Genomic DNA, 25,769 nt, shown 5'->3' with positions numbered 1-25,769 from the left:
CGGCCGTCCCAACCGTTTGTCTGCGCTGACCATTCAATGAGGAGTGACATGAGCATTTCCACCCGACGCCGGGTCCGACGCGCCCTGGGCGTGGCGGGCCTGGCGGCCGCGACGCTGTTGGCGTTCAGCGGTTTCGCCCAGGCCGAACCCGAGGCGGCGGCCACCATCAAGGCCTGCGTGCACAAGAAGACCGGCGACGTACGCATCGTCGAGCTGCCCAAGAGCGGCGGCACCGGTTGCGGCAAGGACGAACGCCCCGTGAGCTGGAGCGCCAAGGGACCGCGTGGACCCCAGGGCGCACCCGGCACGCCGGGCGGGCCCGGACCCGCGGGCGGGCCGCCGTTCTCCATCAGCACCACGGCGACCGGGTCGCTGTCGGCCGAATCGCAGGACATCATCACGACCTCGCAGCTGGCCCCGGGCAGCTATCAGCTGACGGCCACGGTGTCCGCGGTGCGCGGCGACGAGCCGGCGGTCATCGACTGCCGCCTGACCGTCGGGTTGGCCACCCCCGCGCCCCGGCTGATCGTCGGCTTCATCCGCGAGCAGTCCCCGGCACCGACCGCCGCCCAGAGCCAGTTCGCCGCCAGCGGCGGCGCCACGAACGTGGCCGAGGTGGCCGCGGGCCAGGACGTCGTGCTCGCCTGCAGTGGCGCCGGCCGGTACATCGCCGCGGTCACCGCGACCGCGGTCACCGCCGTACCCGAGCAGCCCTGACGCCGAGACATCAACCCAGACAGCTTCAGCAAGGAGTGACATGAAGATTTCCACCCGACGCCGGGTCCGACGCGCCCTGGGCGTGGCGGGCCTGGCGGCCGCGACGCTGTTGGCGTTCAGCGGTTTCGCCCAGGCCGAACCCGAGGCGGCGGCCACCATCAAGGCCTGCGTGCACAAGAAGACCGGCGACGTACGCATCGTCGAGCTGCCCAAGAGCGGCGGCACCGGCTGCGGCAAGGACGAACGCCCCGTGAGCTGGAGCGCCAAGGGACCGCGTGGACCCCAGGGCGCACCCGGCACGCCGGGCAGGCCTGGACCCGCGGGCGGCCCGCCGCTCGCGTTCGTGGACCGGAACAACGGCAACCTGCCCGACGGATCCACGACCCTGCTCAGCCTGGGGAACCTTCCGCCGGGCCGCTACCGGCTGACAGCCTCGATGCAGGTCGGAACCGACGGCCGGGCACCTCAGCTCGAGTGCCGCATGTTCGCGGGGCCGAGCGGAGTGCCGCTACCGGCGATCGGCTACATCGACGAGAAGGACCCGCAGCAGGGGACCGCCGGCCAGCAGTACTCGAGCTCAGGCATGACGACGGCGGTGGTGACCGTGGCGCAGGGCGACACGGTCAAAGTCAATTGCGGCGGCCTCGGCGCCTTCGCCGGGACGCTCGTCGCGCTCGCTGTCGGGCCTGAGGCACCCGCCGCGCCGTAGCCGGCCGGGCGTGGGTCGGCGGCACCGGCCCACGCCCGAACGGGTCGAAGCAGCCCGGGGTCCGGGCGGCCGCCGATGGTCAGCGGGACCGGCCGTGCAGGAACTTCACCGCCGCCAGCGCCAGCTTCATGCCCGCCGGGGTACGGCGGAAGGTGAGCAGCGCCGGGGTGCTCGGCATGCGGCGCTTGGCGATGGACTTGGCGCGGGTGAACTCCTTGAGCCCGTCGGCGCCGTGGATGCGGCCGAAGCCGGACCCGCCCACGCCGCCGAACGGCAGCTCCGGCAGCACCGCGAACGCGAACGCCGAGTTCACCGCCGTCATGCCGGTGCGCAGCCGGGCCGCGATCGCCATGCCCTGACGCTTCGAGAACACCGACGAGCCCAGCCCGTACGCCGAGTCGTTGGCCAGCGCCACCGCCTCGTCCGTGCTGGCGACCCTGGTCACCACGATGGTCGGGCCGAACGTCTCCTCCCGCACCGCCGCCGACTCCTGCGGCACGTCGACCAGGATCGTCGGCCGTACGTACGCGCCGCGCACCGAGTCGGGGCCGCCCAGCAGGGCACGCCCGCCGTCGGTCAACGCGGCGTCGATGTGGCGGGCGATGATGTCGCGCTGGCCCGGCATCGTGATCGGGCCGACCTGGGTGTCGGTGTCGATCCGCTCGGTCTCGGCGACCAGCTTGGCCAGGAAGTCGTCATAGACCTTGGCGTGCACGTACGCCCGCTCGATGCCGACGCAGGCCTGGCCCGCGTTGAAGTTGGCGCCCCAGGCCGCGGTCTCGGCGGCCTGGGCCACGTCGGCGTCCTCGGCCACGATCATGGCGTCCTTGCCGCCGCACTCGATCAGCACCGGCGTCAGCGACTCGGCGCAGGCGGCCATCACCTTCGCGCCGGTCGGGCCGGAGCCGGTGAAGGCCAGCTTGTCCACGCCGGAGCGGCACAGTGCCGCGCCGACCTCGCCGCCGCCGTGCACGAGCTGCAGCACCGGGTGCTCCGGCACGACCTCGTTGAAGGCGTCGACGTAGAACTGGCCGATGGCCGGGGTGTACTCGCTGGGCTTGAAGACCACGGCGTTGCCCGCCGCCAGCGCGTACGCGATGGAGCCGAACGGGGTGAAGATCGGGAAGTTCCACGGGCCGATGACCCCGATGACGCCGTACGGCTGGTACTCCAGGTAACCGGCGTACTCCAGCTGCATCAGCGAGCCCGGCACCCGGCGGCGGCGCAGCACCTTGCGGGCGTGCTTGGCGGCCCAGGCGGTGTGGTCCACCGCGACGACGATCTCCAGCAGGGCCTCGTCGACGGGCTTGCCGCCCTCGCGGTGCATCAGCTCGGCCAGCGACTGCATCCGCTGCACCAGCAGGCTGCGCCAGCGCAGCAGGCGGCGGCGGCGCTCGCGCCAGCCGAGGCTCGCCCACCAGGCGCTCGCGGCGCGGGCCCGCTCGACGGCCGCCGCGACGTCGGCGGCGCTCGCCACGGGCAGGCGCGCCACCTCCTCGCCGGTGGCCGGGTTGGTGGAGATCAGCTCGCCCGCGCTGACGACACTGGCACCGGGCTGCGGCTGGCTAGTCGTGGTCACGCGCGCAGTCTAGAACTACCGGTGAGTAATCCGAAACATCCTCAGGCTTTTAGGTGCTCGGCGATCAGGTGGGCCGCCACGGAGGCCGGATCGGGCAGCTCGTCGTTGTCGTACAGGTCCTGGAACCGCTGCCTGCCGTCGAAGTCCGCGCCGCGGATGGCCTCCTGCATGCCCGTGTCCATCACGCCGGGGTTCACGCTGACCACGCTCACCCGCGGATCACTCTCGTACTGTGCGGCCACGTGGGCGAAGAACTCCTCGCCGCCGCGCTTGGTCGACGAGTACACCGACCAGCCGTCGATGACCCGGTGCGCGGCGCCCGAGGAGACGAACATGATCCGCACCCGGCGGAACAGCGGCGGCAGGGCCGACAGCAGGGTGTTCGTCAGCGCCAGTGGGGCGGCCAGGTTGATCGTCGCGGCGGCCAGCAGCTCGTCGGTGGGCAGCGTGCCGACGGCGCCGATCGGCCCCACCACCGCCGCGTTGTGGATCAGCACGATCTCGTCGGCGTCGGCGATCAGCTCGCCCAGCTCGGGGGCGGTCGGCAGGGTGGCCGGCTCGGCCAGCTCGCAGTGGCGCAGGATCAGCTTCGGCCCGGCGAGCATGCGCTGGTTGTCGGTGAACGTCCGGCCCAGCGCCAGCACGGTCGTGTCCGGCTCGGCGAGCAGCTGGTTGAGCAGGGCCTCACCCAGCCCACGGGACACCCCGGTGATGACGACATAGCGCATCCCGCCAGCCTAGTGCCGCTCAGCGCATGAGCAGCTCAACCGGATCGAACCGGGCCTCGAACGGCTCGCTGATCTCGAACATCTGCCCGGCGTGGATGCGGGTTGGTTTCGGTGGGAAGGCTCATGACCACCGATGTTGCCGGGCAGTCGGGGCTTTGAAGGGGTTTCGTACCCCCGACCGCCCGGCAAGTCGTCGGGCCTACTCGTACTCCGTACCGCCCTTGCGGGTCAGGTATGCCGTCGAGACGAGCTTGCCGATGGCGCGACCGGCCGTGATCGGACTGTATCGCTCGATCAGCGGCCTGACCACCAGGCCCTCCCGGATGTTGGCACCGGTACCCGAGATCGTCTCGACGCCCTCCGCCAGCTCCACCAGCCGCGCCTCGTCATACGGTCCCCGGTACAGCACCGGCACCGCGGGCACCCCGTGCGCGGCCGTGTACGCGGCCACCTCGTCCGGGGTCAGCCAGCGGATCTGCCCGTCGACGTCGACCGCGATGTCGAATACGGCGTAGCCGGGGCGGGTGCTGGCCTGCACGCCGTAACCGAGGTCCTGCACGCCCCGGCCGTACACCTCGCCGAAGACACCGACCCGGGTCGCGCCGAGGTCGGCGGCCACGGCGGCGGCGAGCACCGGCAGGTCGTACCCCCGGATGGCGCGCCAGTAGAGGTTGCTGTCAGCCTCCTTGATCGCCAGCCGCTGCTTGCCGAACCCCTTTGAGGACGCGAGCACCGTGCCGGTGGCCGCGACGTACGTCATCAGGCACGCCGAACCGTGGATCTTCTCGGTGGCCACCACCGGCTCGCCCGCGCTGAACAGCAGCGGGTAGCGGCGGATGTTCTCCACGTCCAGCCACGGCAGCAGATCCTCGGCCGGGTGCATGTCCCCGGCGAGGTGCACCGGGATCGGCGGCACCCACTTCGTCACGCCGAGCACCTCGGCGAAGTCGGTTCCGGCCGCGGCGGCCTCGGCCAGGTCGAGGTCGGCGAGCGCCTTCGGGCGGCAGACGATGCCCTGGGACAGCTCGCCGCGCAACCGTACCGCGGTGATCCGGTCCTTGTTCGGGCCCGCCAGGCGTCCGGTGAGACCCAGCTCGGCGATGAGCGGTTCGGGCAGCACCGAGCCTTCGGGCAGGTAGACGGCGTGGTCGCCGGTGCGGTAGGCGTCCTTGGCCACGACGGCGCGCAGGCGTCCGACCTCAGCGAGTTCGAGTGCGTCGGCGTTGGGGTGCGGATGGATCACCAGCCGCTCGGCGACGACCTTCAGGATTGACATGCGAGAGATCGTCCAGCGCGGCGAGGCGACCGGCAATCGCTTTACCCGCGACCGCGCGCTCAGGTGGCACCGCATCGACGCGCCCAGTGGCTTTGTTCACGCCGGGGACACGATGTGGCGGACCGGCGGCCGTGGCAGACTCCGCAGTAACCTTAGCGGTCGTTCGGGAGGACTGGGTGAGCACTGTGGCTCGCGAGATCAATACAGTCGGCGTGGTCGGTCTGGGCACCATGGGTGCGGGCATCGTCGAGGTGTTCGCCCGCAACGGCCTGAACGTGGTAGCCGTCGAGATCAGCGAGAACGCGCTGGAGCGCGGCCGCCAGAACCTCACCGGCTCCACCGACCGCGCGGTGGCCAAGGGCAAACTGTCGCCCGAGGACCGCGACGCGCTGCACGCTCGGGTCGACTTCCAGGTCGGCCTGCCCGCCCTGCACAGCGTCGACTTCGTGATCGAGGCGGTGCCCGAGCACCTGGACCTCAAGCAGGCCATCTTCGCCGAGCTGGACAAGGTCTGCCCGCCGCACGCCATCCTCGCCACCAACACCAGCTCGCTGAGCGTCACCGAGATCTCGGTGGCCACGCACCGGCCCAACCAGGTCATCGGCGTGCACTTCTTCAACCCGGCGCCGGTCATGAAGCTGGTCGAGATCATCCGTACCGTGGTGACCGCGCCGGAGGTCGTCGCCGACGTCGAGGCGCTGTGCGCGCGGCTGGGCAAGGTCGACGTCACCATCAGCGACCGAGCCGGGTTCATCGCCAACGCGCTGCTGTTCGGGTACCTCAACCACGCCGTCACCATGTTCGAGAACCACTACGCCACCCGCGAGGACATCGACGCGGCCATGAAGCTCGGCTGCGGCCTGCCCATGGGTCCGCTGGCGCTGATGGACCTGATCGGCCTGGACACCGCGTACGAGATCCTCGACACCATGTACCGCCGGGGCGGCCGCGACCGCCGCCACGCCCCGGCGCCGCTGCTCAAGCAGATGGTCACCGCGGGCCTGCTGGGCCGCAAGAGCGGACGCGGCTTCTACACGTACGAGAAGAGCGGCTCTCCGGTCGTCGTCGCCGACGCGCTCACCCCGTCGGGCGTCGAGCAGGCCTCCGCCGCGCGGCGCATCGGCACCGTCGGCGTGGTCGGCTCCGGCACCATGGCCACCGGCATCATCGAGGTCTTCGCCAAGGCCGGGTACGAGGTGCTGAGCGTGACCCGGGGCGCCGAGAAGTCCGCCAAGGTCTGCGAGAGCGTCAAGACCTCCCTCAACAAGGGCGTGGTCCGGGGCAAGCTGACCGAGGCCGAGCGCGACGCCGCCATCGGCCGCATCACCTGGTCCACCAACCTGGACCACCTGTCCGACGCCGACCTGGTCGTCGAGGCGGTGGTAGAGGAGCTGAGCGTCAAGAAGGCGCTGTTCGCGAGCCTGGACGAGATCTGCAAGCCGGGTACCGTCCTGGCCACCACCACCTCCAGCCTCCCTGTCGTCGAGTGCGCGATGGCCACCCAGCGCCCCGCCGACGTCGTCGGGCTGCACTTCTTCAACCCGGCGCAGGTGATGCCGCTGGTCGAGGTGGTCGAGACGATCCGGACCAGCCCCGCCACGCTCGCCACCGCCAAGGCCGTGGTGGACCACCTCGGCAAGACCGCCGTCGGCTGCGCGGACCGGGCCGGGTTCATCGTGAACGCGCTGCTGTTCCCGTACCTCAACGACGCGGTGAAGATGCTGGAGGCCAGCTACGCCACGGCCGACGACATCGACGCCGCGATGAAGCTGGGCTGCGGCTACCCGATGGGCCCGTTCGAGCTGCTGGACGTGGTCGGCCTGGACGTCTCCCTGGCCATCCAGCGCGAGCTGTACCTGGAGCTGCGCGAGCCCGGCTTCTCCCCGGCGCCACTGCTGGAGCACCTGGTCACCGCCGGCTACCTGGGTCGCAAGACCGGCCGCGGCTTCCGCGACCACACCCACCGCTGAGCGGCAAGATCGCGTAAGTTGCCGGGCAGTCGGGCGTATCTTGGTGCGCCGAGTACCCGATTGCCTGGCAACTCGAGCGATCTTGGGGGCCCCGGTACCCTTGGTCGACATGAGCCCGCGTCGCAACAATCCGAAGGATCGCGCCAAGCGCGAACTGGACGAAGGCATGTCCCGACGCGGGATCGAGTACGTCCGGGACGATCCGGACGGCGAGTGGACCGTGCGGCACCTGTCCGGGGACACCTCGGACAAGGCGTACCGCTGCCCCGGCTGCGATCAGGAGATCCCGCGAGGGGTGGCGCATGTGGTGGCCTGGCCCTCGGACGGCTGGGGCGACGCGGGCGACCGACGCCACTGGCACACCACCTGCTGGCGCGGCCGTCACCAGCGCAAACCCAACATCCAGCGCTCCCGCAACGCCCCCCGCTACGGCTGAGCCCAGCCCCCTCCCCGCCCAGGCGCGGCGTGCGTGCGGGGCGTTGCGCGGGCGGAGGCGTTCGGGTGCGGTTTCCGGGAAACTGCACGAATCATGGCCTGAATTCCCGCGCTTTCCCCGAAACTGCACGAACCCCGGGCCCGCGCGGACGCACCCCGGGACCGCGCGGGCGGGGCGGTCCGCGGCGGCGCAGCCGAGGCCGAGGGGTGATGTGATCACCGCGACCCGGTCCGGCCGTGATTACCGGCCGGGCTGGCGGGCAGACTGTTTACCGTGACCGCCATCCGCGCCAACTCGATCCTGCCCGCGCGCCGCGAGGAGATCGAACTGCACACCGCCGACGGCCTGCGCCTGGTCGGCGAGCTCGCCGTCCCCGCCGACCGCGACCCGGTGGCGACCCTGATCTGTCTGCACCCGCTGCCCACCCACGGCGGCATGATGGACAGCCACGTCTACCGCAAGGCCGCCTGGCGGCTGCCCGCCCTGGCCGGGATCGCGGTGCTGCGCTTCAACACCCGCGGCACGTCCAGCGTGCGCGGCACCAGCGAGGGCGCGTTCGACCACGCCGTCGGCGAGCGTTTCGACGTCGCCGCCGCGATCGAGTACGCCGAGTTCCACGAGCTGCCGCACCGGTGGCTGGTCGGCTGGTCCTTCGGCACCGACCTGGCCCTCAAATACGGCTGCGATCCTGCCGTGGACGGCGCCATCCTGTTGTCGCCGCCGCTGCGCTTCTCCCAGCCCGACGACCTGGCCGTCTGGGCGGATTCGGGCCGCCCGGTGACCGCGCTGGTGCCGGAGTTCGACGACTACCTGCGCCCGACCGAGGCGCGGCAGCGGTTCGCCGCGATCCCGCAGGCTGAGGTCGTGGGCGTGCCGGGCGCCAAGCACCTGTGGGTCGGCGACGCCGAGACGGTGCTGGACGCGATCGTCGCCCGCGTCGCGCCGGGCGTGCCCGTCCCGCTCCCGACCACCTGGACGGGCCCGATGGAGTACGGCGACGCCAGCGCGTACGCCGACCGCACCGTGGCCGCGTTCGCGGATCGGCCGGTGCCCTCGCCCGACGGCGCGTGAGCGCCGCCGGGAGGTAGCGCTCAGCGCGCCGGGCGGGTCTGGTCGGTGGAGATGGCGACCGTCTGCTCGTCGGTGCTGAGCATGACCGTCTGCTCGTCGGCCGACTCGTCGGCCTTGGCGGGCTCCTCGGCTTCGGCGGGCTCCTCGGCCTTGGGCTCGATCGGGCGCAGCGCCTCGGCGCGGCGCCGCTCGGCGAGCTCGGCCTCGCGCTGCGCGGTCGACAGTCGCTCCAGTTCGGCGGCCAGCTGACCCTGCAGCTCGACCAGACGCTGCCGCACCTGCGCCACCTCGGCCTGCACCGCCGCGAGCTGGTTGCGCGTGTCGGTCAGCTCCTGCTGCGTCCGCTCACTGGCGGCCTGCTGCTGCACGGCGACCTCACGAGCGCGGGCGGCCTCCTGCTCGGCCTGCGCCACACGCTGGTCGGCGGCGGCCCGGATGCCCGCGGCCGCCTGCTCGGCGGCGGCCCGGATGTTCGCGGCCTCGGTCTCGGCGGCGCCGCGGGCGGCGGCGAGGTCCTTGTCGGTCTGCGTGCGCCGGGAGGCGGCCTCCTGCGCCGCGACCGTACGCAGCTGCTGCGCCTCCAGCTGCGCGTGGGCCAGCAGTTCGCGGGCCTCGGTGCGCAGGCGCTGCGTCTCGTCGCTCAACTCGACGCGGCGGCGCTCCTCGTCCTGGCGCTCCTGGGCGCGGCGCGAGGCCAGCGCGAGGTCGAAGTCGCGGGTCGCGGTGGCGGCGCGGTCACGGGCGTCGTTGAGCAGCCGCTCGGCCTCGGCCCGCTGGTCGGCGATCTCCTGCACGGCGTTGTTGCGCAGGTCGTCGGCCTGGTCCTCGGCGAGGGTGAGGATCTGCTCGACCTTGGCGCCGAGGTGGCGGAACGAGATGCGCGCGGGCACCGAGCGCCGGGCGGCGTCGGACAGCTCGAGCTGGAGCTGCTGTACCTGGCCGGCGAGGGCCTGCACCTGTGAGAAGGCCTGATCCCGCTCCGCGGCCAGGGTCGACAGGTCCGATTCGACCTGATTGACGTAACGGTCTACCTGCTTCTTGTCATAGCCCCGCAGAGCGACATCGAAGCTGGGTTCGGATGAGACGCCCTCACCGAGAGCGAACAGGTCTCCGCCATGCGACATGCGGTCCATCTTCACATAAAAGGTCACGCCGCACCCCTCCGGAAAGGGGCACGGCGTGACCTAATGCGAAGCGTGATCGGCTATTCGCCGTCCGCAGCCTTCGGCTTCTCCTCCGCGGCGGCGGGGGCAGCCGGGGCGGCGGCGGGGGCGCCGACACCCGGGACGATGCCGGCCAGGCCGGACAGCATCTGACCCAGCTGCGCGGTGACCGCGTTCTTCTGGCGGGTGAGGTCCTCGACCTCGCGACGGGCCGCGTTGGTGGTCAGCTCGGCCTCGTTGCGTGCCTCGGTCACCAGTCGGTGCGCCTCGGCCTTGGCCTCGTTGACCGCCTTCTCCGCCCCGGCGCGGGCCTTCTCGGTGGTCTCGGCGGCGGTGCGCTCCGACTCGACCCGGCGGGCCTCGGCGCGCTGCTCGATCTCCTTGGCGCGGTCCTCGGCGGCGCGGGCGCGCTCCTCGGCCTCGCCGACCAGCTTCTGCGTGGCGGCGACGGCGGCGGAGTGACGCTGGGTCTCCTCGCGCTCGGACTTCTCCCGACGCTCGGCCAGCTCCAGCTGCAGGGCCTGCAGGTCCTTGTCGCGCTTGTCGCGCGCGTCGGCCAGCATCTTGGACGCCTCGGCGCGCTTCTCCTCCGCCTCGCGGGCGGCCTTGGCGCGCAGCTGGGTGATCTCGCGCTCGGCGGTGGCGCGCAGGGTGGCGACCTCGCGCTCCACGGTGGCCTTGAGCTCGGCGACCTCGTGCGAGGTGGCGGTGCGCAGCTGCTTGGTCTCGCGGTCGGCGTCGGCGCGCAGCGTGTCGGCCTCGCGGCGGGCCTGCACCCGGACCTCGGCGGCCTCGCGCTCGGCGGCGGTGCGCAGGTTGCCGGCCTCGCGCTCGGCGGTCGCCTTCATGGCGGCGGCCTCGGCCCGCGCCTTGTCGGTGATCTCGCGGGCCTCGAGGCGGGCGGCGGACAGGATGCCCTCGGACTCCCGCTTGGACTCGCCGCGGTGGTCGTTGGCCTGCTCCTCGGCCAGGCGCAGGATCTGCTCGACGCGCGTGCCGAGCCCGGAGAGGGTCGGGCGGCTGTTCTCCTCGAGCTGCTTGCTGGTGTCGGTGAGCTTCTGCTCGACCGAACTCAGTCGCTGCTCGGCCTGACGCAGCCGACGCTGGGCGTCGTTCATGCGCTGCTCGGCCTCGTTGCGGGCCTGCTCCGACTGGGCGAGCTGCGCGTTGAGGCGACCGACGAAGTCATCTACCTGCGTACGGTCGTAACCGCGCAGGACGACAGTGAAGTCATGCTGGGTGTTCGCGCCATCGAAGAACGCGACGTTGGACGGCTGCTGGGGCATTGGGACATACTCGCAGATGACCCTGGGTGCTCCGCAAGAGCGTGGGGGCACTTTCGCCCACCGGACGGTCAGTCGTTTGCAAACGGATGATCCGCAAGGGAAAGCAATCGTCTGATTCGCCGGAAATGCCGGACGGCGGGGACGCCCGAGAGCACCCCCGCCGTGGGAAAGATCACCGGATGTTCCGGCAGCTAGACCCCGCGGAACCGGTTGATGGCGGTGAGGTGGCGGGACCGCTTCTCGGCGTCGCGCACCCCGAGCCCCTCCTCGGGCGCCAGGCACAGCACGCCAACCTTGCCCTGGTGGGCGTTGCGGTGCACCTCGTACGCCGCCTGGCCGGTCTGCTCCAGTGAGAACGACTTCGACAGCGTCGGATGGATGCGACCGAGGTCGATGAGTCGGTTGGCCTCCCATGCCTCGCGGTAGTTGGCGAAGTGGCTGCCGATGATCCGCTTGAGCGACATCCACAGGTAGCGATTGTCGTACTGGTGCTCGTAGCCGCTGGTCGAGGCGCAGGTGACGATGGTGCCGCCCTTCTTGGCGACGTACACGCTGGCGCCGAAGGTCTCCCGGCCCGGGTGCTCGAACACGATGTCCGGGTCGTCGCCGCCGGTCAGCTCCCGGATGCGCGCCCCGAACCGCTTCCATTCGGACGGATCCTGAGTGTGCTCATCGGACCAGAACTTGTATCCCTCGGCGACGCGGTCGATCACCAGGTCGGCGCCCATGCGACGGCACAGCTCGGCCTTGTCCGGGGAGGACACCACGCACACCGGGATCGCGCCGCCGTTGAGCGCCATCTGTGTCGCGTACGACCCGAGCCCGCCGCTGGCGCCCCAGATCAGCACCACGTCGCCCTGCTTCATGTTCGCCCCGTGGTGCGACACGAGCTGCCGGTACGCCGTGGAGTTGACCAGCCCCGGGCTGGCCGCCTCCTCCCAGGTCAGGTGGGCGGGCTTGGGCATCAGCTGGTTGGCCTTGACGATCGCGAGCTGGGCCAGGCCGCCGAAGTTGGTCTCGAAGCCCCAGATGCGCTGCTGCGGGTCGAGCATGGTGTCGTCGTGGCCCGCCGCGTCCTCCAACTCGACGTTGAGGCAGTGCGCCACGATCTGGTCGCCGGGCCGCCACTTGGTCACGCCCGCGCCGGTGCGCAGCACCACGCCCGCCGCGTCCGAACCCACCACGTGGTACGGCAGGTCGTGGCGCGCGGTCAGCGGCGACAGGCGGCCGTACTTCTTGAGGAAGCCGAAGGTCGGCATCGGCTCGAAGATGGACGTCCACACGGTGTTGTAGTTGACCGCGCTGGCCATCACCGCGATCAGCGCCTCACCCGGCCCGAGTTCCGGGGTGGGCACCTCCTGCAGGTGCAGCGACTTGCGCGGGTCCTTGTCGCGGGTGGCCAGGCCGTCGAACATCGCGGCCTCGTCGGCGCGCACCACCATGCCTTGGTAGGTCGCCGGGACCGGCACCGTGGCCAGCTTGCGCAGGTGCTCGGCGGGGTCGGGGGAGCCCTCGGCTTCCATGATCACGTCGAGGATGTCTTGCACGGCGCCACCTCCGTGGTGAGGGAAGCGCAGGCGCCCGGCGGAGCTGAGCGGAAAGGCGCCTGGTTCCGGGATTTGAGTGCTTCGCCAGCGGCTCGTCCGACGGTTTCGCCTGGACGGCGGACCGTCGAAGACTCCCCACCGGCGACCCATCGTGGACGCGGTCCTGCTGGTGCCGCCATGTGGTCGACACACATGGCGGCTCAGGTGAGCGGGACGTTACTCGTCGGTAGCTTGGGCCGGAACCGGTCTGTGAAAAACTCCACGCGAGACTTAACGATGATTCAGCCGATCAGTGGTCGGCGGCGGGCTGGACCAGTTCCACGAGCACACCACCGGCGTCCTTGGGGTGGACGAAGTTGATCCGGGAGTTCGCGGTGCCGCGGCGGGGGGCCTCGTAGAGCAGCCGGATGCCGCGCTCGCGCAGCGCCGCGCAGGTGGCGTCGATGTTGACCACGGTGAACGCGAGCTGCTGCATGCCCGGACCGCTGCGGTCGAGGAACTTGCCGATCGCCGAGTCGGGGCGCAGGGGGGCCAGCAGCTGGATGGCGCCGCCCTCCACGCCGGGGGCGACCTGCATCATCGCCTCGCGTACGCCCTGCTCCTCGTTGGTCTCCACGTGCGCGCAGGTCATTCCGAACGTACCTTCGTAGAAGGCGATGGCGGCGTCGAGGTCCGGCACCGCGATGCCGACGTGATCGATGCGCTGCAGCCCGACGGAGAGCGATTTGACACTCTGTGACGAGGTCGACAGGGATGCTGGTTCGGTCATGCGGTTAGTCTGACCGAACCATCGTTAAGGCGGAACGTAATCCAGGCCACTCGGAGGGCTGTTCACATGACTTCAGTGATCGTCAGCGGCGCGCGTACGCCGATGGGCCGCCTGCTGGGCAATCTCAAGGACCTCTCCGCGACGCAGCTCGGCGCCGTCGCGATCAAGGCCGCGCTGGAGCGCGCCGGGGTCGCCCCCGAGCAGGTCCAGTACGTGATCATGGGCCAGGTGCTGCAGGCTGGTGGCGGCCAGATCACCGCCCGCCAGGCCGCCGTCGGCGCCGGCATCCCCATGAACGTTCCCGCGCTCACCGTCAACAAGGTCTGCCTGTCCGGCCTCGACGCGATCGCGCTGGCCGACCAGCTCATCCGCGCGGGCGAGTTCGACATCGTGGTCGCGGGCGGCATGGAGTCGATGACCAACGCCCCGCACCTGCTCATCGGCCAGCGCAACGGCTACAAGTACGGCGATGTCGTGATCAAGGACCACATGGCCCTGGACGGCCTCACCGACGCGTACGACCAGATCGCCATGGGCGAGTCGACCGAGCACCACAACAAGCGCTACGAGATCAGCCGCGAGGAGCAGGACGCGTTCGCCGCGACCTCGCACCAGCGCGCCGCCGCCGCGCAGAAGAACGGCCACTTCGCCGAGGAGATCGCGCCGGTCACCATCCCCGCCCGCAAGGGCGACCCGATCGTGATCAGCGAGGACGAGGGCGTGCGCCCCGACACCACTCCGGAGACGCTGGGCAAGCTGCGCCCGGCCTTCGCCAAGGACGGCACCATCACCGCCGGGTCCTCCTCGCCCATCTCCGACGGCGCCGCCGCGGTCGTGGTCATGAGCAAGGCCAAGGCGCAGGAGCTGGGCCTGACCTGGCTGGCCGAGATCGGCGCGCACGGCAACGTGGCCGGCCCGGACAACTCGCTGCACGCCCAGCCCGCCAACGCGATCAAGCACGCGCTGGCCAAGGAGGGCCTGACCGAGGCCGACCTGGACCTGGTCGAGATCAACGAGGCGTTCGCGGCCGTCGGCATCCAGTCCATGCGTGAGCTGGGCATCACCTCCGACATCGTCAACGTCAACGGCGGTGCCATCGCGCTGGGCCACCCGATCGGCATGTCCGGCGCCCGGCTCGCGCTGACCCTGGCGCTGGAGCTCAAGCGCCGCGGCGGCGGCGTCGGCGCGGCCGCGCTGTGCGGCGGCGGCGGGCAGGGCGACGCGCTGATCCTCAAGGTGGCTGCGTGAATCTCAGCTCGATCCCTGAGCTGCTCGAACGTGCCCGGGCCGGGGAGGCCCGGGCCGTCGCGCGTCTGATCACCCTCGTCGAGAACGGCTCGCGGCACCTGCCCGAGATCGCCGCCGCGCTGGCCCCGTCCGCCGGGGCGGCGATGGTCGTCGGCCTCACCGGTTCGCCCGGCGTGGGCAAGTCGACCACCACCAACGAACTGGTCCGCTCGCTGCGGGCGGCGGGTAAGCGGGTCGGCGTGCTCGCGGTCGACCCGTCGAGTCCGTACACCGGGGGCGCGATCCTCGGTGACCGGGTGCGGATGCAGGACCACGCCACCGACCCGGGCGTATACATCCGGTCCATGTCCAGCCGGGGGCACCTCGGCGGCCTGGCCGCCGCCACCCCGGCGGCGGTGCGGGTGCTGGCCGGGGTCGGCTGCGACGTGGTGCTGGTGGAGACCGTCGGCGTGGGCCAGGCCGAGGTGGAGATCGCCAGCCTCGCCGACACCACGCTGGTGCTGCTCGCCCCGGGCATGGGCGACGCGATCCAGGCGGTCAAGGCGGGCATCCTGGAGATCGCCGACGTCTTCGTCATCAACAAGGCCGACCGCGACGGCGCCGACGCGACCTACCGCGACATCCAGGGCATGATCGCGCTGGGCGGCCCCGACCGGGGGCCGGGCACCTGGCGGCCCCGAGTGGTCAAGGCGGTCGCGGCCAAGGCCGAGGGCATCGAGGACATCGTCGCCACGGTCGAGGAGCACCGGGCCTGGCTGGCCGAGTCCGGCCAGTTGACGGTACGGCGCCGAGCCCGCGCCGCCGCCGAGATCGAGGCCCTGGCCCTGGGCAAACTGCGTGCCCGCTTCGCCGACCTGCCCGGCACCAGCCTCGCCGACCTCGCCGACCACGTCGTGGCCGGTTCCCTCGACCCCTACGCCGCCGCCGAGAAGCTCCTCGACGAATTGGTGTAACCGACCCGCCGAGGGTCTTCGCGTGCTCGCGGCGGCGTCTGGACTGAGGAGCGTGACCGAGCCGAAGGCTCGGCAGCGACGAGGGAAGACGCCGCCTTGAGGCGAGCACGCCGCGTTCGCGCAGGCGAACGCCGAGTGACAAGGTGAAGCGCCTTTCAAGAGGCGCTGACCAATCGCTAAGGTGTCGGGGCACGTAAGGGCTTTGACAGGAGGCGTCGGTGACCGGTTGGACCGTCATGCTGCGGGGCATCCGGCACCGCTCCGGGCGCTCGCTGGTGGTGCTGACGCTGTCCGCGTTCGCCACCGCCGCGGCGGTGCTCGCCCCGGCGTACGGGCGGGCGGCCCAGCAGTCGGTGCTCACCGACGCGCTCAGCGCCGCCCCGGCCACGGCGGCGGCGGTGACCGTCGTCGCTGACGGCAGCGCGGAGACCGCGCCCGCCGCGCACGAGCCGGTCGGCGACGCGCAGACGGTGATCAGCGCCGCGCTGGCCCGCGCCCCGCACCTGTCCGCCGTGCTGGACAAGCCGGTCGGCGCGGTCAGCACCGACACCTCGCTCACCGCCGGTGGCGGCCGGTTCGCCGCCCGGCTGGCCTGGCGCCAGGGCGCCTGTGCCCACCTCAAGGTCGAGGGCGCCTGCGCGATCGACGCCGAGCAGATCGTGCTCAGCACCCGCTCGGCCGCTGACGCCGGAGTCGAGGTCGGCGACAAGATCACGGTGAAGTCCGCGCAGGCGGGCGTGTCCCGCCAGTTCGAGGTCGTCGGGCTGTACACGCCTTTGGCGCCGGACGACCCGTACTGGGGCAACAACGGCTACTTCGCGTACGCCCAGTCCGGTGGGGACGGCGCGCCCCGGCTGGACGCCGTGTTCACCGGCGCCGAGGACGACGTACGGCTGTCCGACGCGGTGCCGGTGGCGCTGTCGCTGACGTACCCGCTGCGGGCCGGCCAGGTGCGCCTGGACGACGTGAACGCGCTGCGCACCGAGCTCGGCTCGCTGGGCCTCGCGCTCAATGCCGGTGAGCTGCAGGTGCAGACCGCGCTGCTGGCGATCGTCGACGACGCCGCCAAGGACCAGGACGCGCTGGCGCGGACCATCCCGATCATCGCGGTTCCGCTGCTGCTGCTCGCGTTCGTGGTGCTGCTGCTGCTGGTCGCGGCGCTGACCGAGGAGCGCGGGCCGGAGCTGGCGCTGGCCCGACTGCGCGGCTACGGCAGCGGCGGCACCGTACGGTTCGGCCTCGGCGAGACGCTGCTGCTGATCGTGCTCGGCGCCCCGCTCGGCCTCGCCGCCGGGCTGGGCGCGGTCGAGCTCGCCGCCCGGACCGTGCTCGCCGACGGCGTGCACGTCGAACCGCGCTGGCCGGTCTTCGCCGCCGCCGCGGTCGGCCTGCTGCTGGCCTGCTGCGCCGCCTGGCTGGCGGCTCGGGCCACCCTGCGCCGCCCGGTGCTCGGCCTGCTGCGACGGGTCCCCGAGCGGCGCGGCTGGCGCGCGGGCGCGCTCGAAGGCGTCGTGGTGGCGCTGGCCGTCGCCTCGCTGGCGGCGGCGCTGCAGGACCGGGCCGCGCCGCTGGCGCTGCTCGCCCCGGCGGCGCTGGCCGTCGTGGCCGGACTGTTCGCCGGGCGGCTGCTCGCGCTGTGGGCGAAGATGCGGCTCAGCCTGGCCCGACGCCGGGGAGCCGTGCCGGTGCTGCTCGCCTCGGCGCAGCTGTCGCGGCGGCCCGGCGCTGGTCGTACCGTCGCGGTGCTGACCGCGGCCGTGGCCCTGCTCGCCTTCTCCGCCACCGCCTGGGACGTCGCCGCCGATGCCCGCGCCGAGCGCGCCGACGACGCCGTCGGTGCCCCGACCGTGTACGCCGTCGTCGCCGACCACCCACAGGCGCTGGTCGACGCGCTGGCCCAGGCCGACCCGACCGGCCGTTCGATGGCCGTGGTGCGCGCCGACGAGCTCTACAACAACCAGCGCGTCGAGCTGATCGGCGTGCAGTCGCAGAAGCTGCCCGCCGTGGCGATCTGGCGCGACCATGACGAGACCGCGCTGTCGACACTGGCCGGGGCGCTGCGTGGCCAGGCCGGTGCGCCCGCCGCCGTCGGCAGCGCGATCACGCTGCGCCTGGGCGCGGTGCTGCCCGAGCCGACGACCACCGAAACCGGAACCGGCACCGAGACCGGCTCCGAGACCGGCACCGAGACGGATGCCTCCGCTGTGGGCGGGGTGCGGGTCGGCGTGGTGCTGTCCGCGCCGGGCGAGCCGCCGACCGTGGTCTGGCTGGCCAAGCTCCAGCAGGGCGTGCACGACTACACGGCCAACGCCACGGGCTGCGCGGACGGTGGCTGCCGCCTGGTCGGCCTGGCCGTCGGCCGGGTGGCCGGATCGGCCGAACCCGTGCGGGCCGGGCTGACGGTGCACGAGATCCGCTCCGGCGGCAAGGACGTCCCGGTACGCATGACCGACGCCTCCGCGTGGCACTTCCTGGTCGACCGCACCCCCAACGCAAAGGTGCGCGTCACCGCCGGGGAGCAGCTGAAGGTCACCGTCGACTCCACCGACCAGGGCGACGTGCTCGTCTCGTACCTGGACACGCCCGCCGCGCTGCCCGCGGTGCTGGCCGGGGCCGCCCCGAGCAGCGACGACCCGACCGCGTTCGACCTGCCCGGCTTCGCCGAGGCGCCGCAGGCCTTCACCGTGCTGGAGAAGGCGGCCGTGCTGCCCCGCGCCGGTGACCACGGCCTGCTGTTCGACCTGGACCTCGCCGTCCGTGCCGCCTCCGTGACGCAGGGCCTGGCCGACGCCACCGACCTGCGGTACGAGGTGTGGGCGGCCAAGGACGCCCCGGCCGACCTGGCCACCAAGCTCGCCAACTCCGGCGTACGGGTGCTGCGCGCCGAGACCGTCCCCGACGAACTGGATCGGCTCGGCCGCCGCGCCCCGGCGCTCGGACTGCGGTTGTACCTGCTCGCGGGCATCGCGGCGGCGCTGCTGGCGCTGGGCGTGCTGGCGCTGAGCACCCGCCTGGGCAACCGCGAGCGGCGCACCGAACTGGCCGCGCTGCGCGTCACCGGCGTGCGCCCGGCGACCCTGCGCAAGGGCCTGCGCCGGGAACGGCTGGCCATGCTCGGCCTGCCGCTGGTCGTCGGGGCCGCGGTCGGGATCGCCGCCGCGGCGCTGATGCTGCCCGGCATCCCCCTGGTCACCGTCGGCGTCACCGGCACACCCGGCCTCGCGCAGGACGTGCTCGGCACGCTGGTGCCGCACCTGGCCCTGGACGCGCTCCCGCTGGCGCTGGCCGGTGGTGTGCTGGTGCTGGTCGTCGCGGTGCTGCGCGGCGGCCGCCTGGTCAAGCGGGCAACCCCCGAGCTCATCCGAGGAGGCGGCCGGTGAACGGCACCGTCAGCTGTCGCGGCCTGGTCTACATCTACCGGCTGGAGGGATACGACGTAGTCGCCCTCGGTGGGGTCGACCTGGACATCGCGCCCGGCGAGTCAGTGGCGCTGCTGGGCCCGTCCGGCTCCGGCAAGTCCACGCTGCTGTCGCTGCTCGCGGGCCTGATCCGGCCCGCGGCCGGGCGGGCCGGGGTCGGCGACACCGACCTGGCCAAGGCCACCGAGGCGGAGCTGGCCCGGATGCGGGCCACCGAGGTCGGCGTGGTGCTGCAGGGGGCCGAGCGCAACCTGCTGCCGTACCTGACCTCCGAGCAGAACGTGCGCTTCGCCCAGCGGGCTGCCCGCAGCCACGGCGTCACCGACCTGCCCGCCCCGCGCGACGTGCTGGCCCTGGTCGGCCTGCTCGGCGTACGCGGGCGGTTGCGTCAGCGCCCCTCCGAGCTGACCCCCGGCGAGCGGCAGCGGCTCGCGTTGGCCGTCGCGCTGGCGCACAAGCCCGGCATCCTGCTCGCCGACGAGCCGACCAGCCAGCTCGACTCCCGCGCCCGTGACGAGGTCATCGCGGCACTGGAGGGGGTACGCCGCAGCGGCACCACCGTCGTCGTGGTCACCCACGACCCGGCCGTGGCCGCCGGAATGACGCGCCAGGTCACCATCCGCGACGGCCGGGTCGGCGGCGAGGGCAGCCAGGGCGAGGAGTTCGCGGTCGTCGGCCGCGACGGCGCCGTCCACCTGCCGCCGGATGTGCTCGCCCTGCTGCCCCCCGGCACCCGAGTCCGGGTGCATCCGCGCCCCGACGGCACCGTGCTGCTGTCCGCCGCCACCGCGCGCCCGGAGTTCGACCACGCCGACGACCACCCGCGCCACGCGCAGCCGCTCCACGCGCAGTCGCCCAACTACGCCCGCGAGGTGGCCTGATGAGCCGTGCCCTGCTCGCCGACCGGATCACCGTCACCTACGGCCGTGACCGCGAGTACGCGGTGCTGCGCGAGGTCAGCGCCGCCGCGACGCCCGGCCGGATCCTCGCCGTCACCGGCGCGTCCGGGGCGGGCAAGACCACGCTGCTGTGGGCGCTGGCCGGGCTGCTCCAGCCCGCCGAGGGCCGGGTCACGCTCGACGGCGGACCGCTGGGCGACCGCGACCAGGCGGTGGCGGCCGGGATCGTACTGATGCCGCAGCACAACGGCCTCGCGCCGACGCTGACGGCCGAGGAGAACATCCAGGTCGCGCTGATCTCTTCCGGCATGCGCGCGGCGGACGCCCGGCGGGCGACCGTCGAGGCGCTGGAGCGCGTCGGGCTCTCGGGCCAGGCGGAGCAGCTGGTCGAGGAGCTGTCCGGCGGGCAGCAGCAGCGTACGGCGATCGCGCGGGGGCTGGCCCTGCGCGGCGCGGTGCTGCTGGCCGACGAGGTGACCAGCGAACTCGACGCCGCCAACCGTCAGCTGGTGCTGAACCTGCTGCGGGCCGAGGCGGACCGGGGCGCCGCGGTCGTCTTCGCCACCCACGACCCCCAGGCGGCCGCCGCCTGCGACGACGAACTCCACCTCGTCGACGGCTACGCCACCGCCCCAGCCCGCTGACCCGCCCACCCACGGCGGCCGCTGCCGCTCTTCGCTGCGGCCGCTGCCGCTCTTCGCTGCAAGATCACCGTCTTCGGTCATTACCCCGGCTGTCAGACCACAAAATGACCGGAGGCAGCGATCTCGCGGCGAAGATCGCTGCCTCCGGTCGGATCGTGACGCGGTCAGCGGCTGTAGATCTCGAATTCGTAGAGGGAGTAGCCGTAGGTGGTGCCGCGTTTGACGCCCTGCATGCGGATATAACGGGCCGAGACGGGGGCGAAGACGTCGTTGTCGGTGCCGCCGTTGCCGGTGGTGGTGGACCAGACCGTGGTCCAGGTGCTGTTGTTGGCGGAGACGTCGATGCGGTACTGCAGGCCGTACGCCGCCTCCCAGCGCAGCAGCACGCGTCCGACCGACTTGGCGCTGCCCAGGTCGACCGTGATGCTCTGGCTGTCGCTGGACGAGCTGGCCCAGCGGCTGGTCGGGCTGCCGTCGACGGCGTTGCCCGCCGGGTAGAACAGCTGCGTACTGGTCACCGACACCGGCCGCCCCTGGGCCAGGTTCGTGATGTCCTGGCCCCGGCTCGCCGGGAATGACACCACCTGCTGGTACGTCGGCCGGTTCTGCCAGGCCGTCAGCGGCGAGGTGATGCCGCCGAGCGGAGACTGCAGGATCGCGTCGGCGCACCACTGGTCGCCCGCGGCGCAGTGGCTGTCGCCGGGGTAGACCGCGGTCGCGGCCTGGCCGTTGGCGCTGGCCAGGGTCGACAGCAGGATGTCCCGGCAGGCGCTGAGCACGCCGCCACCGCAGTACGTCCGCCCGAGCCCGCCCGCGACCGGGTCGCCGAGCACCGCGCGGATGTCCTTGTCGACGTACCCCCACCAGCCGTGCTGGAACGAGGAGCCCTTGTGCGCCTGGGACTCGTTGGCCGAGGCCGGGAAGCTGGACACGTCACCGGCCTGGCCGCCCGAGGGCGACTCGTTGATCTGGATGGTGTCCACCAGCGTCTGGTAGAGCCCGTCACCGAGGCCGGACTTGAACTCGCCCCGGACCAGCAGCGGCCACCACGCGTCGAAGATCCGGATGGCGTCGGCGTGGGCGTACACCTTCGAGCCCGCCGCGGTCTCCTTGCGTGGCGCCCCGGCCTGCTGCCAGGCCTTGAGCTTGCTGACGACGGACGCGAGCGTCGGGTCGGTGACCGGCTGGCTCTCCAGGACCCGGATCAGCTTGCCGAGCACCTTCCAGCCGCGCAGGTCGGTGGTCCCGGCGTTCTCGACCACGCGGACCAGGCCTGCCCGGTCGAACTTCTGGCCGCTCGCCACCGCCGCCTTGATCGGGGCGTCGAGCAGGTCGCCGCGGTGCACCGCGCCGAAGCTGAAGTCACCGTCGGCGGCGCTGAAGTCCAGCGCCTGCTTGTTGTTCCAGCTGACGAAGTAGTCCTGGTTGACGGCCTGCGGGTGGGACGAGGCGGGCAGGTAGGCGGCGGTGTTGGTGGCCGGGTCGAAGCCCTGCCACTCGTACGCGGCCTCGGCCTTCACCGGCAGGTTCGGGTTGGTGCCCGCCGCGCGGACGGGGTTGAGACCGGAGTCGAAGTACGCGGTGTCGGTGGCGTTGACGTAGAACCAGTTGAACGCGTAGCCGACGGTGGACGCGGCGGTGGTGAAAGCGGCGGGCGTGCCCATCGCGGCCGGGTCGTTGAACATCTGGAAGCCGATCGCGGAGTCCGCCTCGTGCCGGTAGGTGGCGCGCAGTCGGGTGAACGCGTAGGGCGCCCCGCCGACCCTTCCGCGCCAGGCGACCAGGCCGAGCTTCGTACGATACGAGATGATCTTGTATGACCCGGCGGCGGTCCCGTCGGCCGTGGTCGGTGTCCAGCTGTTGGTGTGCGACAGCTCCTCCATCGCGGTGCAGGCCCCGTGGAAGAGGTACTTGTTGCTGGTCAGCGTGGGTGCGGTGCCGTCGGTGGTGCATAGCGGCAGCGCGTACGTGTCGGTGATGTCGTGCGCCGACGAGGTGGCACTCCACGCGTAGTCCTGCCCGCGCCCGAGCAGCACGTACAGGTTGATCCCGGCGAACGCGGCGCCCCGGGCGCTGATGCCCGGACCCTGCAGCTCCTGGACCATCAGCAGCTGCGGCGAGAAGTAGCCGGTCTGCGGGCCGAACACGGCGATGGGGTGGCCGGTGGCCGAGTTGGCCGCCGAGATCACCGCCGCGTTGGACATGCCCCGGCTGGCGGGGCCGATGGTGAGGCTGCCCAGCGCGGCCGCCAGGTCGGAGTCGTCGGTGATCGAGCTGGTCGCCGAGCCGGTCTTGTTGGTGACCACCGGCTCCACGCTGACCGAACCCGCGTCGGGCAGCACCACGCCGGGGGCGTTGTCGTCGGCGCCGCCGTACGGGAAGCTCTGGCCGTTGTGGACGGTCAGCACCGCCTCGGGGTCGTTGCGGGAGCGGAACGCGTTCCACACCGCGTCGCCCTCGGTGGTGCCGTAGCGGGCGCGGGCGGCCACGCGTACCAGCGCGGACTGCACCTCGTTGCCGCCACCGCCGCCGAACAGGCCGCCGACCACGCCCGCGATCGCGATCAGGTCGGTCATGGTGAACTGCACCGGGCCGCCCGCGTTGGTGACCGCGTCGAGGTGCCCGGTCAGCACGTACTCCCCGGGGCAGTCGCGGTCGGCCATGCACTGGGCGATGTACGCGTTGACGCCCGCGATGTAGTTGCTGACGTCGTCGTACAGCTGCTGGCCGCGCGTGCCGAGGTTGCGCAGAGCCTCGACCTGCGCCTGCAGGTCGGCCTCGGTGTACGGCGAGTTGCGCCAGACGCTCTGCTCCAGGTCGCGGTTGCCCTGCGCGCCGCCCGCGAACGGGGTGAGCGTGCCCCGGCCGACGTGGCGCATCAGGTCCATGGTGAACAGCCGGTCCTCGGCCCCGGCGAACCCGGCGCCGAACATGGTCCCGGCCCGGGTGGTGCCGGTGACGTGCGGCGTGCCGGTGGCCTTGTCGCGCACGATCGTCACGTCCGAGCGGGGCGAGTAGCTGCTCTCCACCTGCCCGGCGGGCACGCCGAACGAGGAGTTGTTGAAGTACGCCGGGATCTGCTCGTCGGTGAGCCCGGCGTAGTTGTAGATCAGGTTGGCGTACCGGTCGAGCTGGTCGGCCGAGTGCGCGGGGCGGGTGCCGAACGCCTGGTGGCCGAGGATGTCGACGAGGGTGGCGTTGCCGTTCTGGCCGGGCGGCAGGATGTCGCCGCACTGCTCCAGGCAGTAGTCGTTGGGGGCGAGGACGGCGGCGGCCGCCGGGGCGGCGGGGACGAACGAGGCCAGGGCCGCGGTGACGGCCATGGTCGAGGCGACGGCCAACGTGCGCCTGAGACGGGGGTACGGGGATGAGGCGCGTCGGGGCATGGGGACGGAACACTTCCCTTCGGGCTACGAGGGACGGTGCGACGCACTTACATGAAGCAATTTCGTGTACCGCATGGTAACCAAAGATTGACCCCTGTGAAAGAGCTCACAATGCGGACCTCTACTGGTCGGTAAACACAGGGCTTAGCGATCGTTCAGGCTGTCGGGCTACGCTGTGGTCGAAATCCTGTGATCCAGGTATCAGACCCAGGGAGGGCGCACGTGGACGCCGACGAGATCCAGGCAGGTCGCGAGCGCTGGCAGCAGCGCTACGACAGCGCGCGCAAGCGCAACGCCGACTTCACCACCCTCAGCGGCATGGAAGTCGACCCGCTCTACGGCCCGGCCGAGGGCGTGTCGTACCCCGGGTTCGAGCGGATCGGCTGGCCCGGCGAGTACCCCTTCACCCGGGGCCTGCACCCCACCGGCTACCGGGGCCGCGCCTGGACCATCCGCCAGTTCGCGGGCTTCGGCAACGCCCAGCAGACCAACGAGCGGTACAAGCTGATCCTGGGCGCGGGCGGCGGCGGCCTGTCGGTCGCGTTCGACATGCCGACCCTGATGGGCCGCGACTCCGACGACGCCCGCTCGCTGGGCGAGGTCGGCCACTGCGGCGTGGCGATCGACTCCGCCGACGACATGGACGTCCTGTTCGAGGGCATCAACCTCCAGGACGTCACCACCTCGATGACGATCTCGGGCCCGGCCGTACCGGTGTTCTGCATGTACCTGGTCGCGGCCGAGCGCCAGGGCGCCGACCTGAGCAAGCTCGACGGCACCCTGCAGACCGACATCTTCAAGGAGTACATCGCACAGAAGGAGTGGCTGTTCGACCCCGAGCCGCACCTGCGCCTCATCGGCGACCTGATGGAGTACTGCGCGCACAACATCCCGAAGTACAAGCCGCTGTCGGTGTCGGGCTACCACATCCGCGAGGCGGGTGCGACGGCCGCGCAGGAGCTGGCGTACACGCTGGCCGACGGCTTCGGCTACGTGGAGCTGGGCCTGTCGCGCGGGCTGGACGTGAACGTGTTCGCGCCGGGCCTGTCGTTCTTCTTCGACGCGCACGTCGACTTCTTCGAGGAGATCGCGAAGTTCCGCGCCGCCCGCCGCATCTGGGCCCGCTGGATGCGCGACGTGTACGGCGCCACCAGCGAAAAGGCTCAGTGGCTGCGCTTCCACACGCAGACCGCGGGCGTTTCGCTCACCGCCCAGCAGCCGGTCAACAACGTGGTGCGTACCGCGGTCGAGGCGCTGGCGGCGGTGCTCGGCGGCACGAACTCGCTGCACACCAACGCCCTGGACGAGACCCTCGCGCTGCCGACCGACGAGTCGGCTGAGATCGCGCTGCGGACGCAGCAGGTGCTGATGGAGGAGACCGGCGTCGTCAACGTCGCCGACCCGCTCGGCGGCTCCTGGTACGTCGAGGCGCTGACCGACCGGATCGAGGCCGAGGCGGAGGCGATCTTCGAACGGATCCGCGAGCGGGGCTCGGACGGCACCATCACCTCCGGCATCCTGCGCGGCATCGAGGACGGCTGGTTCACCTCGGCCATCGCCGACTCCGCCTACACCTACCAGCGGGCGCTGGAGGAGGGCATCAAGCGGATCGTCGGTGTCAACTGCCACACCGGCACGGTCGCCAAGGAGCTGGAGATCCTGCGCGTCTCGCACGAGGTCGAGCGCGAGCAGGTCAAGCTGCTCAAGGGGCGCAAGGAAGGCCGCGACCAGGGTGCGGTCGACGCCGCGATCAAGAAGATGATCGAGGTGGCGCGTACCGACGGGAACATGGTCCCGGCGATGCTGGACGCCTGCCGGGTCGAGGCGACCCTCGGGGAGATCTGCGACGCGCTGCGCGCGGAGTGGGGCGTCTACCGCGAGCCCGCCCGGTTCTGACCGGTGCGGCGCCCGCCCCCCAAGGCTCAGGGGCGGGCGCCGCACCGTGTCACGGGCATCTCGGCATCTCGGC

At 72.0% G+C, this 25,769-nt stretch carries 19 protein-coding genes; 11 read left to right on the top strand and 8 right to left on the bottom strand.

What is annotated here, in order from left to right; all coding sequences use genetic code 11:
• Nucleotides 1–48 precede the first annotated feature (48 nt).
• On the top strand, nucleotides 49–717 hold the full coding sequence (locus KUA19_RS01645) for a hypothetical protein (protein ID WP_217394101.1): 669 nt from the start codon (nucleotides 49–51) through the stop codon (nucleotides 715–717).
• 40 nt (nucleotides 718–757) lie between these two features.
• Entirely contained in the window at nucleotides 758–1,426 is a 669-nt protein-coding gene (locus tag KUA19_RS01640) for a hypothetical protein (RefSeq protein WP_217394099.1), read from the top strand.
• Nucleotides 1,427–1,505: 79 nt separating this feature from the next.
• On the opposite strand, the gene KUA19_RS01635 is transcribed toward KUA19_RS01640, so the two are convergent.
• From KUA19_RS01635 to KUA19_RS01625, 3 genes are all read right to left on the bottom strand, one after another.
• A complete protein-coding gene (locus KUA19_RS01635) occupies nucleotides 1,506–3,005 on the bottom strand; it encodes an aldehyde dehydrogenase family protein (RefSeq protein ID WP_217394097.1) in 1,500 nt (499 codons plus the stop codon).
• 41 nt (nucleotides 3,006–3,046) lie between these two features.
• On the bottom strand, nucleotides 3,047–3,733 hold the full coding sequence (locus KUA19_RS01630; RefSeq protein WP_217394095.1) for an SDR family NAD(P)-dependent oxidoreductase: 687 nt from the start codon (nucleotides 3,731–3,733) through the stop codon (nucleotides 3,047–3,049).
• A 199-nt stretch (nucleotides 3,734–3,932) separates the two neighbouring features.
• On the bottom strand, nucleotides 3,933–5,009 hold the full coding sequence (locus tag KUA19_RS01625) for an RNA ligase (ATP) (RefSeq protein WP_217394093.1): 1,077 nt from the start codon (nucleotides 5,007–5,009) through the stop codon (nucleotides 3,933–3,935).
• 185 nt (nucleotides 5,010–5,194) lie between these two features.
• On the opposite strand from KUA19_RS01625, the gene KUA19_RS01620 reads away from it, so the two are divergent.
• The 3 genes from KUA19_RS01620 (at nucleotide 5,195) to KUA19_RS01610 (ending at nucleotide 8,486) form a co-directional block, all read left to right on the top strand.
• The gene (locus KUA19_RS01620) at nucleotides 5,195–6,979 is read left to right on the top strand and encodes a 3-hydroxyacyl-CoA dehydrogenase family protein (protein WP_217394654.1); all 1,785 of its coding nucleotides are present in this window, start codon (nucleotides 5,195–5,197) and stop codon (nucleotides 6,977–6,979) included.
• Between the two features lie 166 nt (nucleotides 6,980–7,145).
• Nucleotides 7,146–7,415 carry an Rv1322 family protein gene (locus tag KUA19_RS01615; RefSeq protein WP_217394653.1) on the top strand — a complete coding sequence of 90 codons (270 nt, stop codon included), beginning with the start codon at nucleotides 7,146–7,148 and terminating at the stop codon, nucleotides 7,413–7,415.
• A 273-nt stretch (nucleotides 7,416–7,688) separates the two neighbouring features.
• On the top strand, nucleotides 7,689–8,486 hold the full coding sequence (locus KUA19_RS01610; protein WP_217394092.1) for an alpha/beta hydrolase: 798 nt from the start codon (nucleotides 7,689–7,691) through the stop codon (nucleotides 8,484–8,486).
• Between the two features lie 20 nt (nucleotides 8,487–8,506).
• Here KUA19_RS01610 and KUA19_RS01605 read toward each other — a convergent pair whose 3' ends face one another.
• From KUA19_RS01605 to mce, 4 genes are all read right to left on the bottom strand, one after another.
• Entirely contained in the window at nucleotides 8,507–9,610 is a 1,104-nt protein-coding gene (locus tag KUA19_RS01605; protein WP_217394090.1) for a DivIVA domain-containing protein, read from the bottom strand.
• An 80-nt stretch (nucleotides 9,611–9,690) separates the two neighbouring features.
• Nucleotides 9,691–10,935 (bottom strand): DivIVA domain-containing protein, encoded by a 1,245-nt coding sequence (locus KUA19_RS01600; RefSeq protein ID WP_217394088.1) that lies wholly within the window; start codon nucleotides 10,933–10,935, stop codon nucleotides 9,691–9,693.
• Between the two features lie 191 nt (nucleotides 10,936–11,126).
• The gene (gene ccrA / locus KUA19_RS01595) at nucleotides 11,127–12,482 is read right to left on the bottom strand and encodes a crotonyl-CoA carboxylase/reductase (RefSeq protein WP_217394086.1); all 1,356 of its coding nucleotides are present in this window, start codon (nucleotides 12,480–12,482) and stop codon (nucleotides 11,127–11,129) included.
• Nucleotides 12,483–12,771: 289 nt separating this feature from the next.
• The gene (gene mce / locus KUA19_RS01590; protein ID WP_217394084.1) at nucleotides 12,772–13,251 is read right to left on the bottom strand and encodes a methylmalonyl-CoA epimerase; all 480 of its coding nucleotides are present in this window, start codon (nucleotides 13,249–13,251) and stop codon (nucleotides 12,772–12,774) included.
• A gap of 66 nt (nucleotides 13,252–13,317) precedes the next feature.
• On the opposite strand from mce, the gene KUA19_RS01585 reads away from it, so the two are divergent.
• The 5 genes from KUA19_RS01585 to KUA19_RS01565 all read left to right on the top strand — a co-directional run bounded on the left by KUA19_RS01585 (nucleotide 13,318) and on the right by KUA19_RS01565 (nucleotide 20,414).
• A complete protein-coding gene (locus KUA19_RS01585; RefSeq protein ID WP_217394082.1) occupies nucleotides 13,318–14,499 on the top strand; it encodes an acetyl-CoA C-acetyltransferase in 1,182 nt (393 codons plus the stop codon).
• A complete protein-coding gene (gene meaB / locus KUA19_RS01580; protein ID WP_217394080.1) occupies nucleotides 14,496–15,452 on the top strand; it encodes a methylmalonyl Co-A mutase-associated GTPase MeaB in 957 nt (318 codons plus the stop codon). The genes KUA19_RS01585 and meaB overlap by 4 nt, the downstream gene beginning before the upstream one ends.
• 218 nt (nucleotides 15,453–15,670) lie before the next feature.
• Complete coding sequence (locus KUA19_RS01575; RefSeq protein ID WP_217394078.1) at nucleotides 15,671–18,832, top strand: FtsX-like permease family protein; 3,162 nt, start codon at nucleotides 15,671–15,673, stop codon at nucleotides 18,830–18,832.
• Nucleotides 18,829–19,752, top strand: coding sequence for an ABC transporter ATP-binding protein (locus KUA19_RS01570; RefSeq protein ID WP_217394076.1), 924 nt, complete (start codon nucleotides 18,829–18,831; stop codon nucleotides 19,750–19,752). The genes KUA19_RS01575 and KUA19_RS01570 overlap by 4 nt, the downstream gene beginning before the upstream one ends.
• On the top strand, nucleotides 19,752–20,414 hold the full coding sequence (locus tag KUA19_RS01565) for an ABC transporter ATP-binding protein (RefSeq protein ID WP_217394074.1): 663 nt from the start codon (nucleotides 19,752–19,754) through the stop codon (nucleotides 20,412–20,414). The genes KUA19_RS01570 and KUA19_RS01565 overlap by 1 nt, the downstream gene beginning before the upstream one ends.
• A gap of 164 nt (nucleotides 20,415–20,578) precedes the next feature.
• Here the strand turns inward: KUA19_RS01565 and KUA19_RS01560 are convergent, their stop codons facing one another.
• Complete coding sequence (locus KUA19_RS01560) at nucleotides 20,579–23,800, bottom strand: penicillin acylase family protein (protein WP_217394072.1); 3,222 nt, start codon at nucleotides 23,798–23,800, stop codon at nucleotides 20,579–20,581.
• Between the two features lie 222 nt (nucleotides 23,801–24,022).
• On the opposite strand from KUA19_RS01560, the gene icmA reads away from it, so the two are divergent.
• Nucleotides 24,023–25,696: a coenzyme B12-dependent isobutyryl-CoA mutase large subunit gene (gene icmA / locus KUA19_RS01555; RefSeq protein ID WP_217394070.1), complete on the top strand. Its 1,674-nt coding sequence runs from the start codon at nucleotides 24,023–24,025 to the stop codon at nucleotides 25,694–25,696.
• Nucleotides 25,697–25,769 lie beyond the last annotated feature (73 nt).

It is taken from the genome of Catellatospora tritici, from assembly GCF_019083965.1.
Lineage (GTDB): Bacteria > Actinomycetota > Actinomycetes > Mycobacteriales > Micromonosporaceae > Catellatospora > Catellatospora tritici.
This window is presented reverse-complemented; position numbering and strand designations above follow the sequence as displayed.

Bases quoted from the DNA above. Each gene is read 5' to 3' on its own strand.
- KUA19_RS01645 (WP_217394101.1), top strand. From the start codon at position 49: ATGAGCATTTCCACCCGACGCCGGGTCCGACGCGCCCTGGGCGTGGCG.
- KUA19_RS01640 (WP_217394099.1), top strand. From the start codon at position 758: ATGAAGATTTCCACCCGACGCCGGGTCCGACGCGCCCTGGGCGTGGCG.
- KUA19_RS01630 (WP_217394095.1), bottom strand. From the start codon at position 3,733: ATGCGCTATGTCGTCATCACCGGGGTGTCCCGTGGGCTGGGTGAGGCC.
- KUA19_RS01625 (WP_217394093.1), bottom strand. From the start codon at position 5,009: ATGTCAATCCTGAAGGTCGTCGCCGAGCGGCTGGTGATCCATCCGCAC.
- KUA19_RS01615 (WP_217394653.1), top strand. From the start codon at position 7,146: ATGTCCCGACGCGGGATCGAGTACGTCCGGGACGATCCGGACGGCGAG.
- KUA19_RS01605 (WP_217394090.1), bottom strand. From the start codon at position 9,610: ATGTCGCATGGCGGAGACCTGTTCGCTCTCGGTGAGGGCGTCTCATCC.
- KUA19_RS01600 (WP_217394088.1), bottom strand. From the start codon at position 10,935: ATGCCCCAGCAGCCGTCCAACGTCGCGTTCTTCGATGGCGCGAACACC.
- mce (WP_217394084.1), bottom strand. From the start codon at position 13,251: ATGACCGAACCAGCATCCCTGTCGACCTCGTCACAGAGTGTCAAATCG.
- KUA19_RS01585 (WP_217394082.1), top strand. From the start codon at position 13,318: ATGACTTCAGTGATCGTCAGCGGCGCGCGTACGCCGATGGGCCGCCTG.
- KUA19_RS01565 (WP_217394074.1), top strand. From the start codon at position 19,752: ATGAGCCGTGCCCTGCTCGCCGACCGGATCACCGTCACCTACGGCCGT.
- KUA19_RS01560 (WP_217394072.1), bottom strand. From the start codon at position 23,800: ATGCCCCGACGCGCCTCATCCCCGTACCCCCGTCTCAGGCGCACGTTG.